Genomic DNA, 14,512 nt, shown 5'->3' with positions numbered 1-14,512 from the left:
GACGCACGGCGTCCCCCAGACGTGGCGAGGCGGCCAGCGGGAACCCCGCTGGCCGCTCTCCGTCGTGTCCTTACAGGCCCAGGAACGCCCGGAACTCGTCGCAGGCGCGCTCCGCCTCGATCTGGTTCGGCATTTCACAGAAGATGCGCAGCAGCGGCTCGGTACCCGAGAAGCGGGCGATGATCCAGCCGTTGGTGAAGTACACCTTGCAGCCGTCGGCGTAGGACGTGTGGGTGACCTCGGCGGTGAACTCCGGCAGCAGCTTGTCCACCATGAGCGTCGTGAGGATTTCGGGCTTGCGCTCCATGGGGAACGAGAAGTCGGTCTCCGCCATGTAGTGGGGATCGAACTGGCCGGTGATCTCGTCGTAGATCTCGCTCATGGACTTGCCCACGACGGCGATCATCTCCACGAGCAGGGCGGCCGCGTAGATGCCGTCCTTGCCTGCGATGTGGCCTCGTACCGTGAGGCCGCCGGAGGATTCGCCGCCGATGATGGCGTCGGTCTCCAGCATCTTGCCGGAGATCCATTTGAAGCCGACGGGCACCTCGTAGCACTTCTGGCCGAAGCGTTCCGCGACGTCATCCAGCAGGGATGTCGTGGCCACGTTGCGGACAACCGGGCCCTCCCATCCCTTGTACCTGAGCAGGTAGTAGTAGAGGATCACCAGCAGCTGGTTCGGGTGGAGGAAGTTGCCCTTGTCGTCGATGACACCGATGCGGTCGGCGTCACCGTCGGTGGCGATGCCGATGTCGCACTTGTTCTCCACCACGTAGCGCTTCAGCATGGACAGACCCGCACTGGTGGGCGAGGGCAGTGCACCGCCGAAGAGCGTGTCGTGTCGGTCGTTGATGACGTCCAGCTCGGTGCGCGCCGTCAGCAGGATGGTCTGCAGCGACGTGCGCGACACACCGAACATCGGGTCCAGCGCCACCTTGAGGTGCGCGTTCCGGATGGCGTCCATGTCCACCTGGGAGATGATGGAGTCGATGTAGCCATTGAACGAGTCGATTTCCCTGACGGCGCCGCTGGCCAGTGCCTTTTTGTAGTCGATGCTGGGCAACTCGGCCTCGCCGGCACCCTCCAGCGCCTCCATGCGCCGCTCCACATCCAGCGTGACGTCCTCGTCGGCATCCTTGCCGCCCGCCGTGAACACCTTGATGCCGTTGTACAGCGCCGGGTTGTGGGAGGCGGTGATGGCCATGCCGTAGGGCAGCTCACGGTCCTTGACAGTCCACATGATCAGAGGCGTCGGGGCCTGGGCCACACGAATGAGCTGGCAGGTGATGCCGGCTCCGGCGAACACCTCGGCGGCCCATTCGGCGGCCACGTCGGAGAGGAACCGACGGTCGTAGCCGATGACGATGCCAGCCTCCTGGACACCCTCGTCGATGATGCGCTGCGCCAGGGCCCCGCACAGCAGCCTCACGTTCGCTCGGATGAATTCATCCCCGATGATTGCCCGCCAACCACCCGTACCGAACTTGATGCGTGCCATCATCTCTCCTCGTCGCTGATGAGTCTCCAGACTAGTGACACACCCCCGGGTGACCGGCGAAACGAGCATGTGGGCCGTCCACCTGCCATCTCACGTGAATGGCAAGGCACGTGCCCCCATCAGGCCAGGGAGACCAGCTCCGAGTAGTCGTCGCCCCAGAGGTCCTCGACACCGTCGGGCAGCACCAGGACACGGTCGGGCTCCAGCGCCTCCACGGCGCCGGGGTCGTGCGTCACGAGGACGACGGCGCCGGCGTAGGTCCGCAGCGCGGAGAGCACTTCGGCGCGGGACGCGGGGTCGAGGTTGTTGGTGGGCTCGTCGAGCAGCAGCACGTTGGAGGCTGACACCACGAGCATGGCCAGGGCCAGGCGTGTCTTCTCCCCGCCGGAGAGAACTCGCGCCGGCTTCTCGACGTCGTCACCGCTGAACAAGAATGATCCCAGCACCTTGCGCACTTGCGTGTCGTTGAGGTCCGGGGACGCGGAGGTCATGTTCTCCAGCACGCTGCGCGACACGTCAAGCGTTTCGTGTTCCTGCGCGTAGTAGCCGAGTTTGGCACCGTGTCCCAGCAGGCGCCTGCCCGTGTCCGGGTCCTCAATGCCTGCCAGGATGCGCAGCATCGTGGTCTTCCCGGCACCGTTGAGGCCGAGGATCACCACCTTGGAGCCCTTGTCGATGGCCAGATCGACGGCTGTGAACACTTCCAGGGAGCCGTAGGCCTTGGACAGGTCGAGCGCACGCAGAGGCGTCTTGCCGCACGGCGCCGGTTCGGGGAACCGGATCTTGGCCACCTGGTCGTTCTGGCGTTCGCCCTCGAGCCCTGCCAGCAACCGGTCTGCCCGCTTCGCCATGTTCTGGGCGGCAACTGCCTTGGTGGCCTTGGCCCGCATCTTGTCGGCCTGCATCATGAGCTGGCCGGCCTTCTTCTCGGCGTTGGCGCGCTCACGCTTGCGTCGCTTCTCGTCCGTCTCGCGCTGCAGGAGGTAGCGCTTCCAGTTCATCGAGTAGATGTCCATCTCGGCCCTGTTGGCGTCGAGATGGAACACCTTGTTGATCACAGCATTCAGCAGCTCGGTGTCGTGGCTGATGATGATGAGGCCGCCGGAGAAGTTCTGGAGGTAGCTCCGCAACCAGACGATGGAGTCCGCGTCGAGGTGGTTGGTTGGTTCGTCCAACAAGAGGGTCTCAGCGTCGGAGAACAGGATCCGCGCAAGCTCGACGCGGCGACGCTGTCCACCGGAGAGGGTGGAGACCGGTTGGTCCAGCACACGGTCCGGGAGCCCGAGGTTGGCGGAGATCCGCGCAGCCTCGGCCTCGGCGGCGTAGCCTCCCGCGGCCTGGAGCGCGTTCTCGGCGCGGGTGTAGGCGGCCATGGCCTGTTCACGGTCATCGCCCTCGGATTCGGCCATCTTCACTTCGGCCTCACGCAGGCGCCTCATGACATGGTCCAGTCCCCGGGAACCGAGGATGCGATCACGTGCGAGCTGCTCCGGATCTCCCGAGCGGGGGTCCTGGGGGAGGTAGCCGAGCTGGCCGGTTCGGGTCACCAGACCCGACACCGGAAGGGCGTCGCCGGCGAGGATGCGGGTGAGCGTCGTCTTGCCCGCGCCATTTCTCCCCACGAGCCCAATTCGATCGCCACCGATGACCTGAAAGGACACTGCGGACAACAACAACCGCGCACCAGCGCGTACTTCAACATCTTTGACCTGCAACACGAGGGACCATGCTACGCGCTGAACGTCTTTCACCCCATTCCATGTGGTTGCATGGCTACATGGGGACAAGAAGAATGTTCACTGCAGTGTCGCCCCCACGCCTGCAACTGACGGAACTCGAGGACTTCCTCGACGCCAGCGGTATCTCTTCGACAGGGCTACGGTGGGTTGCGCCTGACAAGTGGCACATCACGCTGAGCTTCATGCCTGCGGTGGAAGCCGAGCAGGTCGGTGCGCTGCACGATGCCCTGACGGAACTCGCCACGCGTACCCCACCACTTGATCTGCGGCTCAGCGGCGCCGGCTCGTTCGCCAGATCGGGGGCAGCGACCCCCATGTGGATCGGTGTCGACGGCGACCTCCCGTCGTTCATCGCCCTGGCGGCCGGGTCCCTCGCGGCCTGTCACCGCAGCGGGGCGAGGGTGGAATCGTCACAGCACTTCCGTCCCCACCTGACCGTGTCGCGCCACAGACCCGCCCGGCATGGGGAACTCTGGTTGGAGAAGCTGGACGCATTCCGCGGCACGCCCTGGACGGTCTCGGAACTGCTGCTCATCGAATCGACCCTGGGCGGGCACCAACAGCCTGCCCGCTACTCCGTCGTGGAGCGGCACCCATTGAGGGGTTGAGTCATGGCTGTCGGCGGCTCACTGGACCATGAAGGCCGTGACATTTCGTGTCAGCGCGATGGGACCGACATCATGAGGCACCCGGACCGACTGCCTCAGAGACCGGCGACGAACTCCACCACGGCCTGCTCCCATTCGGCCTGGTGGGAGAGGTTGAGGCCGTGCGGGCCCCCTGCGACGATGTGCAGGCTGCTGCCGCTCACGAGCTCCGGCAGCCGCTGGCTGGAAGCAGCCAGGGGAACGTTCTGGTCGCCGTCGCCGTGCAGTACCAGCAGGGGGACGTCAATGGCTGCGCAGTCGTCGCGCAGGTCCGTGGCCCAGGCCTCAATGGTCATGCTCGCGGCCCCTGGATCACTTTGCAACGCGATCGCGAGCGCCTCCTGCCTGGTGGCTTCCGACACCGTCAGTCCGTCCTCGTTGCTGAAAAAGGCCGTGGTGAACTGGTCAAGAAATCCGGGATGGTCGGCGGCGCACTGCCTGGCCATGTCCTGGAACGCTTCCACTGGCATGGCGCCATCAGGATTGTCGTCGGTGACGGCCAGTGCAGGGCAGATCGAACTGGACAGCACGACGCCAGCGAGGCGTCCCGTCCCGTGGGTGCCGATGTAGCGCGCCACTTCCCCACCGCCCATGGAGAATCCGAGCAGCACCGCGTCCTGGAGGTCGAGCGCTGACATGAGGTCCGCAAGATCCGCGGACAACGTGTCGAAGTCGTATCCGCCGGAGGGCTTGTCGGACTGGCCGAATCCTCGCCGGTCGTACGTGATGACCCGCAGGCCGGCGGCGCTCAGGGCTGGGATGTTGGTGCGGAACGCCTCCCCTGAGAGCGGCCAGCCATGGATCAGGACGATGGCGCGCCCACCCCCGCCTGTGTCGGTGTAGTGCAGCGTGACGGGCCTGTCTCCCGTGGTGGTGATGTCTGGCATCGTTGCCTCCTGCTCACAAGGGGTGGTGGCCCGACGCTACCCCACGAAACGATGCACAATGCCGATTGCGGGAGCGTTTTCACGCTCGGGCTGCCAGGTGTAGACATGTTTGGCCCTAACATGTCTGGGTGCGCGGTTTCCCCCGCCGCGTCAAAGGAGGATAACGGTGTCCAAACCAACAATTCGCATGGTCGTGGCCGAGGACGATCCTCTGGCGCAATTGGCGATCCAGAGCTACGTCGCCCGTGTTGACGACATTGAGATCGTCGGGTCGGCCCCCGATGGCAAACCAGCTCTGGAATTGGTGAAGTCCCTGAAACCGGACGTCCTGCTCACAGACATCCACATGCCCCACATGACCGGCGTCGAGCTCATCCGCCACGTGTTCGCGCTGCCCGATCCGCCCCGGGTCCTGTGCTTCACGGTGCTCGGTGACGAGAACACCATGCGCACAGCCCTGGAGGCAGGAGCCAGTGGGTTCCTGCTGAAGGTGGACCCTCCCGACATGCTGATTCATGGCATCCGATGCGCTTATCACGGCGACGCGCTCGTGTCCCCGAAGCTTCTCGCGAGCGTGCTGCGCCAGTTCCAGCGCCACAATCAGCCGCCGTCCGACCTCAGCGACATGGATCTGGAGTTGGTGCGCCTCGTGGGTCGGGGGCTGGACAACGGCGATATTTCAGCCGCCGTCTTCCTGGCTCCCAGCACGGTCAAGACCTACATCAGCCGTCTGTTGAAGAAGACTGACTGTCGAAGCCGCGCACAGCTTGCAGCGAAGGCCCACGAATGGGGCCTTGTGGAGATTTGAGTCGCCGGGTCGGCCGTCCCGCGTCCTGGGAGGACTGGTCAGCCGACCCGAACATGAGAATGGCGGCGGACTCCTGTGCCCGGTGGGGGGAACGAAACACCGGAGTCCGCCGCGGTCCATGAGGTGATGACGAGGTGTTGGTCCTCTTCGGACTTCTGACTCCTCGACTCACGCGCGCTTGCCCACCACGCCACCAGACCGAGTAGGCCCAGGGCTGAGACGACGAAGTCGGCCAAGGATGATACTCTGCCCGTCGCGCCCAGGTAGACAAGAATCCCAACATACACAGCCGGTACGAAAACTCCAAGCCACGCTCGACGCCGTGTAACCATCAGGCTCTGGACGCCCAGCAGCATCAACATCACACCAGCTATGGCAAGATACGTGCCGTCAAACCTACTGAAGTCCATGTCCCACCCCTCTTACCGGTCGGGCTGAAAGGCCTTCGACGTTCCCAATGACACCCCATGGATGGGGCACACGCAATGCAGAACGGGAACCCGGCAACCGCCAAGAGGGCCGTGTCCCCCAAAGTTGATCCATGCGTTGACTTTGTGCAGCTTCACCTCAACGGGTGTTGTCAGATGTCTGTTTCAGTGGCTTCCAACGTCGACGTGGCAATACGGTCAGGGTGACACAACCACTTCCCCCGGAGGCTTACATGTTCTCGCCAGATGATTTCACCCCCGCACTCATCGCACTCCCCTACGTCGCGTTCACAGTGAAGAGCGCACTGCGCAGCTCCTTGCGCCTCCGCCTCCTGGCATCGAAGCCCGGTTACTGCAACTACCTTCCCTGGCTCTGCCGCTGGTGACTCACACCCCGCGAATGGGAGCCCTCAACCGCGAGGCACTAGACTCGCGATCCATGAATGACGCCGAGCCCAGACCGAGCACTGCAATGTGGCTGGAACCGGTCGCCGCTGCCGTCGTTCTTGGTCTGGCCCTCTTCATCAACAGTGGAGACGAGTGGCCCTATATGTGGGTCATCGACGTGGTCTCGTGCACTGGAGCTGCCTTATCGAGGCGCTGGCCGGTCGCTGGAGCTGTCCTGACGGCTGTCGGTCTGGCGGTGTGGCTCCCCTTCCCGGGAGTTCTTCCCAGCATCAGTGGGATGTCCTTCTACATCAATATTTTCGCCGCGGCGAGAATGGATTTGACGTGGAAACTCCCTCTGGCCCTGGGGTTCGGAGGTTTGGCCTATCTGAGTCTCGTCCGCAATGCGGTGCAGGAAGCCTCATACCGCTGGTCCACGTCCATACTACTGATCGTCGTCCTTGTCGTGGCTTGGGCGGGCGGAACTGCCTTCCGGTTTGCCGACAAGGGCATTCAACGTGAACGTGAATCGGGTCAGCAGCGCCTCCAGGACCTTCAAGTGTCCCTCGCCCGAGAGTTGCATGACAGCGTGGCACAGACCCTGTCGAGTGCGGCCATGCGTGCCAACATCGTGATGAGCGATCCGGCTCTGTCGCCGCTCGCGAAAGACCAACTCGAGCGGATCGCCGATGAATGCCGCTCATCCGCGCACGACCTGCGGCAATTGTTGTCGGCACTGCGCGACGCGCCCGAAAGGGATGTGACCCCTGGGCCCTTGGCAGATGTTGAGTCATTGCGCCAGGCAGTGAATGCTCAGGCTGAACGGTTGCGGGGAGAGGGCTTCATCGTGTCCCTGGATCTCCGGATCACGAAGCTGAGCGCAGCTCGGTGCCAGACGCTGGCCGCGATCACGGTGGAGGCCGCAAACAACATCGTGAAGCACGCCAAACGAGGCACACGCTGCACGTTCTCCATCGTCCAGGGGACAGAAAACGTGGTGGGTGAGTTCACCAACGTGCGGCAGAACAGCAAGAGTGTGCGCCAGGGCTTCGGACTCACGGGTGTCCAGGAGCGCTTGACCCTCCTGGACGGCACCTGTTCCGTGCAGTTGAAGAACGGTCGCTGGGTGCTGCAGGCGACGCTGCCCCTGGGCATGGAGACCAACGGCAGCCAACCGGCGACCTTCCCTGTGGCTGAACCGCTGTTCGCCGAGAAGGCGAATTCCTAGAGGTTGTAGCCGATGGCCCGCAGCTGCTCGCGGCCGTCGTCGGTGATCTTTTCCAGCGACCACGGCGGCAGCCAGACCCAGTTCACCGTCACGGACTTCGCGAGGCCCTCCAGCACGTAGCGCGTGTCGTACTCGATCTTGTCGGTGAGCGGGCACGTCGGCGAGGTGAGCGTCATGTCGAGCGTGACGTTGCCCTCATCGTCGACGGTCACCCCGTAGAGCAGCCCAAGGTCAACAATGTTGACGAAGAGCTCAGGGTCGACGACGTCCTTCATCGCCTCCTCGATCTCCTCCTCGGAGGGGACGGCGCGCGCGACGTCCACGTCGGGGAGTTCGTCCTTGACGAGGTCGCTGGGACGTTGGGTGTCGTTCTGGTACATATCAGGACTCCTTGTCACTGGCCTGGCCGACGGCGTCTCTCAGCGCCGACCATGACAACAGGGCGCACTTGACGCGCGCCGGAAATTTGGAAACGCCCGCAAATGCGATGGCGTCCTCGAAGCGATCCTCATCGGGGGTGATCTCCCCCTTGGACTGCATCATCTCAAGAAAATCATCGTACAAACCCATCGAGTGCCGCACCGTCTCACCGATCACGAGGTCGGTCATCACCGACGTCGAGGCCTGCGATATGGAACACCCCTCACCTTCATAGGACACGTCCTTGATCACGTCGCCGGCGAGGGACACGCGCAAGGTCAGCTCGTCGCCGCATGACGGGTTCACGTGGTGAACCTGCACGTCATAGGGCTCGCGCAGACCGGTGTGGTGCTTCTCGCGGTAGTGGTCGAGGATGATGGTCTGGTACAGCTCGTCAATGTTCACGGTGTTGGTATCAGCCTTGGTTGAACCGGGGTGCGAAGTAGTTGCGGGTGAACACGAGGGCATCCGCGAGGGCGTCGATTTCCGACGTCGTGGTGTACAGGTACGAAGAGGCGCGCGTCGAGGACTGGTGTCCCAGGCGGCGATGCAGCGGCCGCGCGCAGTGGTGGCCCCCGCGAATGGCGATCCCTCGGGAGTCCAGCACCTGCATCACGTCGTGCGGGTGAACGTCGGCCAGGTTGAACGAGATGGCACTCCCCCGGTCCACAGCCTCTGTGGGGCCGAGGATGACGAGCCCGTCGATGGAGGTGAGCTTGTCCAGCGCGTACGCCGTCATGGTCTCTTCGTGCTGGGCAATGGCTGCCATGCCGATGCCCGAGAGATAGTCCACGGCTGCACCGAGGCCCACGGCCTGTGCGATGGGCGGTGTGCCCGCCTCGAACCGGTACGGCGGGGGCGCGAAGGTGGAACGCGCCATCTCCACCACCTCGATCATTTCGCCGCCTCCGAGGAACGGCGGCAGCTTCTCCAGCAGGTCGTGGCGTCCCCACAGGACGCCGATGCCCGTGGGACCGCACATCTTGTGGCCCGTGAAGCAGACCATGTCGGCGCCGAGCGTGGAGACGTCCGTCACGCGGTGGGGCACGGATTGTGAGGCGTCCACCACCATGGCGGCTCCCACTTCGTGCGCCTGGCGCGCGATGTCGGTGATGGGGTTGTGAGTACCCAACACATTGGACACCGACGTCAGTGAAACAATCTTGGTGCGCTCGTTGATGAGGTGCTCGCGCTCGGCGCCCTCGAGGTCGAGGCGCCCCTCGTCGGTGATGTCGAACCACCGCAGGGTTGCACCCGTGCGCTCGCACACCAGCTGCCACGGAACGATGTTGGAGTGGTGCTCCATGACGGAGATCACCACCTCGTCACCGGGCTTCAGGCTCGCACCCAGGGTGTTGGCCGCAAGGTTCAGGGCCTCGGAGGCGTTCTTGGTGAACACCACCTCTTCGCTTCGCTCGGCGCCGATGAACTGGGCGAGGCCGGACCGGGCACCCTCGAATGCCTCCGTGGCCTCGGCTCCCAACATGTGCATGGCGCGGGCGACGTTGGCGTTGTGCTGGCCGTAGTGCTCAGCGATCGCGTCAATGACCACCTGCGGCTTCTGCGACGTGTTCGCGGAGTCCAAGTACACCAAGGGGTACTCACCGGCGGTCCGGCCGAGTATCGGGAAGTCCTTCCGGACCTTCTCAACGTCCAACATCACAACCACCCCTTTCATCGTGTTTCTTGAGTCGCGCCTATTGATCATGTTTTTTCTTTGGAGCATCCATCAAGGGGACCACAGGGTCCCGGTCTCCGGCGCCGCGCTGGCAAGGCGGAGACTGAATCCGTTCAAGCGCTCGATCTTCAATCCTGCGCCAAGACCAAACAGGGTCCCGGTCTCCGGCGCCGCGCTGGCAAGGCGGAGGAGGGAAGCTGTACGAACGTACCGCGACCGATCGACAACGTAGCCAGGCGGATGCCGGGGGCCGGGATCCGATCAGGCAACAGCAGCGGCGGCGGCTTTTACGTAGGACTCGTAGCCCTCGGCCTCGAGCTTGTCCGCCAGCTCACGGCCACCCTCGTCGACGATGCGGCCGTCGATGAAGACGTGCACGAACGTGGGCTCGATGTAGCGCAGGATGCGCGTGTAGTGCGTGATCAGCAGCAGCGCACGATCACCGGAGGCGGTGAAGCGGTTGACCCCGTCGCTGACGACGCGCAGCGCGTCGATGTCGAGGCCGGAGTCGGTCTCGTCAAGGATGGCGGCCTTGGGGTTCAGCAGCTCGAGCTGGGCGATCTCGTGGCGCTTCTTCTCGCCACCGGAGAAGCCCTCGTTGACGGAGCGTGCCGAGAACGTCTTGTCCAGCTGCATGTTGCCGAGTGCCTTCTCGACGTCCTTGACCCAGGTGCGGATCTTGGGTGCTTCGCCGTCCAGCGCAGTCTTGGCGGTGCGGAGGAAGTTGGCGACGGAGACGCCCGGTACTTCGACGGGGTACTGCATGGCCAGGAACAGGCCTTCGCGAGCGCGCTCGTCAACGGTCATCTCGGTCAGTTCGACACCGTCGAGGGTCACTGAGCCGCTGGTGATCTTGTAGTTGGGGTGGCCGGCAATGGCGTAGGCCAGCGTCGACTTGCCCGACCCGTTGGGGCCCATGATGGCGTGGATCTCACCCGGCCTGGCGGTCAGGTTGACACCCTTGAGGATTTCCTTGGGACCGGACTCGGTCAGGACGTCGACGTGCAGGTCAGAGATGACGAGTGTGGACATGGGTTTTCAGGCTCCTGAAGTTGCGTGCTGGTTGATGGGGTTGTCGATGTCCACCTCGATGGACGTGCCGTCGACACGGCAGGGGAACACCTTCACGGCTTCCGTGGCAGGCAGGCAGCGCGGCCTTCCGGTCCGCAGGTCGAAGACCGAGCCGTGGAGGTAGCACTCGATGGCACCGTCCTCCACGTCGCCCTCGCTGAGGGGAACCGCGCCGTGGGTGCACTCGTCGACCAGGGCGAAGTACTCGCCCTGGTGGAGGACGATGGCAATGTCGAGGTCATCGACCTCCACGGCCAGAGGCCGGTCGGCCGTCACCTCGGACACGTCGGCGACTGCTTGGAAGCTCACGACTCGAGTGCCTGCGTGATGGCGGCCTGCTCGAGCTCGCGCTCCACCTGCTCCATCAGCTGGTCCTCGATCTTCGGCACGCCGATGCGGCGGATGATGTCGAAGAAGAAGCCGTGCACGACGAGTCGGCGAGCTTCTGACTCGGTGATGCCCCGGCTGCGTAGGTAGAACAGCTGCAGGTCGTCGAATCGCCCGGTCGTCGAGGCGTGGCCGGCGCCAGCGATCTCGCCCGTCTCAATCTCGAGGTTCGGCACGGAGTCCGCCTGACAACCGTCAGTCAGCACAAGGTTCTTGTTCGACTCGTAGGTGTCGATGCCCTCGGCCTCCTTGCGGATGAGGACGTCCCCGATCCAGACGGAGTGCGCACCCTTGCCCTGAAGAGCGCCGCGGTAGTCGACGTTGCTCTTGGTGTGCGGTTCGTTGTGGTCAACGAACAGGCGGTGCTGGACGTGCTGACCGGCGTCGACGAAGTACAGGCCGTAGGCCTCCACCTCTCCACCGGGCCCGGCAAAACGGGAGTTCTCCTGCAACCGGACAACGTCGCCGCCCATGGAGGCCGTGATGGTCTTCACGCGGGCGTCTCGGCCCACGAGCAGCGACCGCTGCCCGCCGTGCACGGCGTCATCGGCCCAGTCCTGCAGCGTCACCAGGTTCAGGCGTGCGCCGTCGCCGACGATGATGTCCGTCTTCTCCGCGTAGCTGCCCGAGCCGGTGTAGTGCAACACGATGGTTGCCTCTGCGTTGGCTCCGACGCTGATGATCACATGGTCGGCCACGGCGGAGCCGGTGCCCTTGCCATTGAGGATCACGGGGTCGGCGATCTCCGCATTGGCAGCCACGCTCAGGTGGTAGGCCTTGGCTGCGTTCTTGGCAGCCAGGGCCGAGACCCGGTCGACGGGTGCCTCTACGGACAGCGCGTGTGCCTGCTCAGGAGTGATGGGCTCCATGGTGACGCCCTCGGGCAGGTCGCTGCTCCACTCGAGGGAGTCGGTCCTGGGCTCGTCGGAGAACAGCCCCTTGAACCGCTTGATGGGCGTGAAGCGCCAGATCTCCTCACGGCCATGCGGGACGGGGTGGTCAGCGATGTCCCACGACGGGGTGGGGTGCAGGTGTGAGTCGACCGTTTCGATGGCCGATGCCACGTTGGGTGCTACGGCCTGGGGGGCGGCAGCGTTGGAAATGGTGTCAGCGGTGGTGGACAATCTGTGTACTTTCTTTCGTGGAGGCGGTGGCGGTGGGGTGGTGGCGTCAGCCGACCGCACCCTCCATCTGCAGTTCGATGAGACGGTTCAGCTCGAGCGCGTACTCCATGGGCAGCTCACGTGCGATGGGCTCGACGAAGCCGCGCACGATCATGGCCATGGCCTCGAACTCCCCCATGCCACGGCTCATCAGGTAGAACAACTGGTCGGCCGACACCTTTGAGACCGTGGCCTCGTGCGACATCGACACCTCGTCCTCGCGCACATCGACGTAGGGGTAGGTGTCCGAGCGGGAGATCTGGTCCACGAGCAGCGCGTCGCACATGACGGACGACTTCGAGTGGTGTGCCCCCGGCTCCACCTTCACGAGGCCGCGGTACGAGGAGCGCCCGCCTCCACGTGCCACGGACTTCGACACGATGGAGCTCGACGTGTACGGCGCGCAGTGCACCATCTTCGAGCCGGCGTCCTGGTGCTGGCCCTCGCCCGCGAAGGCGATGGACAGGGTCTCTCCACGGGCGTGCTCACCCATGAGGTAGACGGCCGGGTACTTCATGGTGACCTTGGAGCCGATGTTGCCGTCGATCCATTCCATCGTGGCGCCCTCGTCGCAGGTGGCGCGCTTGGTGACGAGGTTGTACACGTTGTTCGACCAGTTCTGGATGGTCGTGTAGCGGCAGCGGGCGTTCTTCTTCACGATGATCTCGACCACCGCGGAGTGCAGCGAGTCACTGGAGTAGATGGGCGCGGTACAGCCCTCGACGTAGTGCACGTAGGCGCCCTCGTCGACGATGATGAGCGTGCGCTCGAACTGGCCCATGTTCTCGGTGTTGATCCGGAAGTAGGCCTGCAGCGGGATCTCCACGTTGACGCCCTTGGGCACGTAGATGAACGAGCCACCCGACCAAGCGGCGGTGTTCAGCGAGGCGAACTTGTTGTCACCGACGGGAATGACGGTGCCGAAGTACTCCTTGAAGAGTTCCGGGTGCTCCTTGAGCGCGGTGTCGGTGTCCATGAAGATGACACCCTGGCGCTCGAGCTCCTCGTTGATCTTGTGGTAGACCACCTCGGACTCGTACTGCGCGGCAACGCCGGACACCAGGCGTGCCTTCTCGGCCTCCGGGATGCCCAAACGGTCATAGGTGTTCTTGATGTCCTCGGGCAGGTCCTCCCAGGTCTGGGCCTGCTTCTCCGTGGAGCGTACGAAGTACTTGATGTTGTCGAAGTCAATGCCGCTGAGGTCCGCGCCCCAGGTGGGCATGGGCTTCTTGCGGAAGAGCTTCAGGCCCTTCTGACGCATGTCATGCATCCACTCCGGCTCGTCCTTCAGCGCCGAGATGTTGCTGACGACGGCCTCGTTGATGCCGCGCTTGGCCGTGGCGCCGGCACTGTCGCTGTCGTGCCAACCCCACTGGTAATTGGCGAGCGCATCGAGGTGTTCGTCCTGCGTGGCGCCCAGACCGGGTGCCTGCTGCGGTGCTGTCTGAGTCATGGTGGATTCACTTCCTGCTGGTTGCGATGGACTTGGTGGTGACGGGATGCGGCACGTGTGTGGTGCACACGCCATCGCCGTGGGCGATGGTGGCGAGGCGCTGGACGTGACTGCCGAGCAGTCGAGCGAACAGCGCTGTCTCCACCTCACAAAGAATGGGGAACTCCGCGGCGACGTGGGCCACCGGGCAGTGGTGCTGGCACAACTGGTCACCGGATGCGACGGGCTTGACAGCTGGGGCGTAACCATTGACCGCCAGACTGTCGGCCAGCACATCCACGGCCGGGCGCTCGGGGTGGGCGGCGCGCATCTCGTGGAAGCGCTGCTCCACGCCGTCGAGCCGTTCTGCGGCAAGCTCACGCACCGCGTCGGCACCGGCGGTGTCGCGAAGGCGACGCATGGCAGAGATGGCCAGTGCGTCGTAGGTGTGGTGAAACTCCGAGCGGCCGAGGTCGGTGAGTGAGAAGACCTTGGACGGCCTGCCCCGTCCCCTCGCGCCGTACACTCGCTGCTCGCTGTCGAGGAGAGTGCCGTCCAGCAACAGTGCGGTGAGATGGCGGCGAATGGCGGCCGGCGTCAACTCGAGGCGTCCGGCAAGTTGCGTTGCGGTGGATGGCCCGTGTTGGAGGACAGAATCAATGACGCGTTGACGTGTCGAGCGGTCATCGGGTTCGTTGTGCTGCATGTCACCCTCCTCCCGATCGAATCATTTGACTAC

16 protein-coding genes are annotated in these 14,512 nt (G+C 64.3%); 4 read left to right on the top strand and 12 right to left on the bottom strand.

The annotated features are described in order from the left end of the window. Positions 1-70: 70 nt before the first annotated feature. On the bottom strand, positions 71-1,501 hold the full coding sequence (locus tag EAX62_RS08315) for a phosphoglucomutase/phosphomannomutase family protein (protein WP_199711209.1): 1,431 nt from the start codon (positions 1,499-1,501) through the stop codon (positions 71-73). 116 nt (positions 1,502-1,617) lie between these two features. After that, positions 1,618-3,216, bottom strand: a complete 1,599-nt coding sequence (locus tag EAX62_RS08310; protein WP_121901225.1) for an ABC-F family ATP-binding cassette domain-containing protein — start codon at positions 3,214-3,216, stop codon at positions 1,618-1,620. A gap of 74 nt (positions 3,217-3,290) precedes the next feature. Here EAX62_RS08310 and thpR point away from each other — a divergent pair, with 74 nt between their 5' ends. Then, positions 3,291-3,845: an RNA 2',3'-cyclic phosphodiesterase gene (gene thpR, locus EAX62_RS08305; RefSeq protein ID WP_158600594.1), complete on the top strand. Its 555-nt coding sequence runs from the start codon at positions 3,291-3,293 to the stop codon at positions 3,843-3,845. Positions 3,846-3,940: 95 nt separating this feature from the next. On the opposite strand, the gene EAX62_RS08300 is transcribed toward thpR, so the two are convergent. After that, the gene (locus tag EAX62_RS08300) at positions 3,941-4,771 is read right to left on the bottom strand and encodes an alpha/beta fold hydrolase (RefSeq protein WP_121901223.1); all 831 of its coding nucleotides are present in this window, start codon (positions 4,769-4,771) and stop codon (positions 3,941-3,943) included. 166 nt (positions 4,772-4,937) lie between these two features. Between EAX62_RS08300 and EAX62_RS08295 the strand changes: the two genes are divergently transcribed. Continuing rightward, positions 4,938-5,579 carry a response regulator gene (locus EAX62_RS08295; protein ID WP_147454062.1) on the top strand — a complete coding sequence of 214 codons (642 nt, stop codon included), beginning with the start codon at positions 4,938-4,940 and terminating at the stop codon, positions 5,577-5,579. A 38-nt stretch (positions 5,580-5,617) separates the two neighbouring features. On the opposite strand, the gene EAX62_RS08290 is transcribed toward EAX62_RS08295, so the two are convergent. Next, complete coding sequence (locus EAX62_RS08290; RefSeq protein WP_121901221.1) at positions 5,618-5,989, bottom strand: hypothetical protein; 372 nt, start codon at positions 5,987-5,989, stop codon at positions 5,618-5,620. 251 nt (positions 5,990-6,240) lie between these two features. On the opposite strand from EAX62_RS08290, the gene EAX62_RS16695 reads away from it, so the two are divergent. Continuing rightward, positions 6,241-6,393: a hypothetical protein gene (locus EAX62_RS16695; RefSeq protein WP_158600593.1), complete on the top strand. Its 153-nt coding sequence runs from the start codon at positions 6,241-6,243 to the stop codon at positions 6,391-6,393. A 299-nt stretch (positions 6,394-6,692) separates the two neighbouring features. After that, positions 6,693-7,622 carry a sensor histidine kinase gene (locus EAX62_RS08285; protein ID WP_158600592.1) on the top strand — a complete coding sequence of 310 codons (930 nt, stop codon included), beginning with the start codon at positions 6,693-6,695 and terminating at the stop codon, positions 7,620-7,622. Here EAX62_RS08285 and EAX62_RS08280 read toward each other — a convergent pair. The 8 genes from EAX62_RS08280 to EAX62_RS08245 form a co-directional block, all read right to left on the bottom strand. Then, positions 7,619-8,002, bottom strand: a complete 384-nt coding sequence (locus EAX62_RS08280; RefSeq protein ID WP_121901219.1) for a metal-sulfur cluster assembly factor — start codon at positions 8,000-8,002, stop codon at positions 7,619-7,621. The genes EAX62_RS08285 and EAX62_RS08280 overlap by 4 nt on opposite strands. A gap of 1 nt (position 8,003) precedes the next feature. Beyond that, the gene (sufU, locus tag EAX62_RS08275; protein ID WP_121901218.1) at positions 8,004-8,447 is read right to left on the bottom strand and encodes a Fe-S cluster assembly sulfur transfer protein SufU; all 444 of its coding nucleotides are present in this window, start codon (positions 8,445-8,447) and stop codon (positions 8,004-8,006) included. A gap of 10 nt (positions 8,448-8,457) precedes the next feature. Beyond that, a complete protein-coding gene (locus EAX62_RS08270) occupies positions 8,458-9,705 on the bottom strand; it encodes a cysteine desulfurase (RefSeq protein ID WP_199711208.1) in 1,248 nt (415 codons plus the stop codon). Between the two features lie 276 nt (positions 9,706-9,981). Then, the gene (gene sufC, locus EAX62_RS08265; RefSeq protein ID WP_121901216.1) at positions 9,982-10,752 is read right to left on the bottom strand and encodes a Fe-S cluster assembly ATPase SufC; all 771 of its coding nucleotides are present in this window, start codon (positions 10,750-10,752) and stop codon (positions 9,982-9,984) included. Positions 10,753-10,758: 6 nt separating this feature from the next. Next, positions 10,759-11,100 (bottom strand): non-heme iron oxygenase ferredoxin subunit, encoded by a 342-nt coding sequence (locus tag EAX62_RS08260; RefSeq protein WP_121901215.1) that lies wholly within the window; start codon positions 11,098-11,100, stop codon positions 10,759-10,761. Beyond that, positions 11,097-12,362, bottom strand: a complete 1,266-nt coding sequence (gene sufD / locus EAX62_RS08255; RefSeq protein WP_407703313.1) for a Fe-S cluster assembly protein SufD — start codon at positions 12,360-12,362, stop codon at positions 11,097-11,099. Before sufD ends, EAX62_RS08260 begins: the two co-directional genes overlap by 4 nt. Next, on the bottom strand, positions 12,349-13,794 hold the full coding sequence (gene sufB, locus EAX62_RS08250; protein ID WP_121901214.1) for a Fe-S cluster assembly protein SufB: 1,446 nt from the start codon (positions 13,792-13,794) through the stop codon (positions 12,349-12,351). The genes sufD and sufB overlap by 14 nt, the downstream gene beginning before the upstream one ends. A gap of 7 nt (positions 13,795-13,801) precedes the next feature. Beyond that, the gene (locus EAX62_RS08245; RefSeq protein ID WP_121901213.1) at positions 13,802-14,479 is read right to left on the bottom strand and encodes a helix-turn-helix transcriptional regulator; all 678 of its coding nucleotides are present in this window, start codon (positions 14,477-14,479) and stop codon (positions 13,802-13,804) included. Positions 14,480-14,512: the final 33 nt, after the last annotated feature.

The sequence above is a fragment of the Tessaracoccus antarcticus genome (assembly GCF_003688855.1).
Classification (GTDB): Bacteria; Actinomycetota; Actinomycetes; order Propionibacteriales; family Propionibacteriaceae; genus Arachnia; species Arachnia antarctica.
The sequence above is the reverse complement of the archived record's forward strand: the minus strand, read 5'-3'. Positions and strand labels throughout refer to the sequence as shown.